1 protein-coding gene is annotated in these 300 nt (G+C 53.3%); it reads left to right on the plus strand.

Going from position 1 to position 300, the window contains the following annotated elements:
- Positions 1 to 146 precede the first annotated feature (146 nt).
- A partial coding sequence (locus AF337_RS05635) for an Rrf2 family transcriptional regulator (RefSeq protein WP_160320250.1) occupies positions 147 to 300 on the plus strand: 154 nt, incomplete at its 3' end.

Here is a 300-nt window from a genome sequence, read left to right on the forward strand (position 1 = left end):
GGCGTCGAACGACATGGGACTCTCCCTTCATTTTGAATTCATGACTCAACATAAGTTACATGAGATTGTGCCGTCAAGCATCATGTTACTTGTCTTGTTACGATCCCCTTGCGATAGTGACCCGTCCGATCGACAGGAAGAGAACCATGCGCAATGACAGCCGCCTTTCACGCATGCTGCACGTGCTGATCCACATGGATAAGCATCAGCATTCGGCGACCTCCGACATGATTGCAAAGATGCTGAACACCAATCCCGTCGTCGTCCGCCGCACCATGGCCGGCCTTCGCGAACGGGGCT

Origin of the sequence: Rhizobium ecuadorense, assembly GCF_001187535.1 — a bacterium.
Classification (GTDB): domain Bacteria; phylum Pseudomonadota; class Alphaproteobacteria; order Rhizobiales; family Rhizobiaceae; genus Rhizobium; species Rhizobium ecuadorense.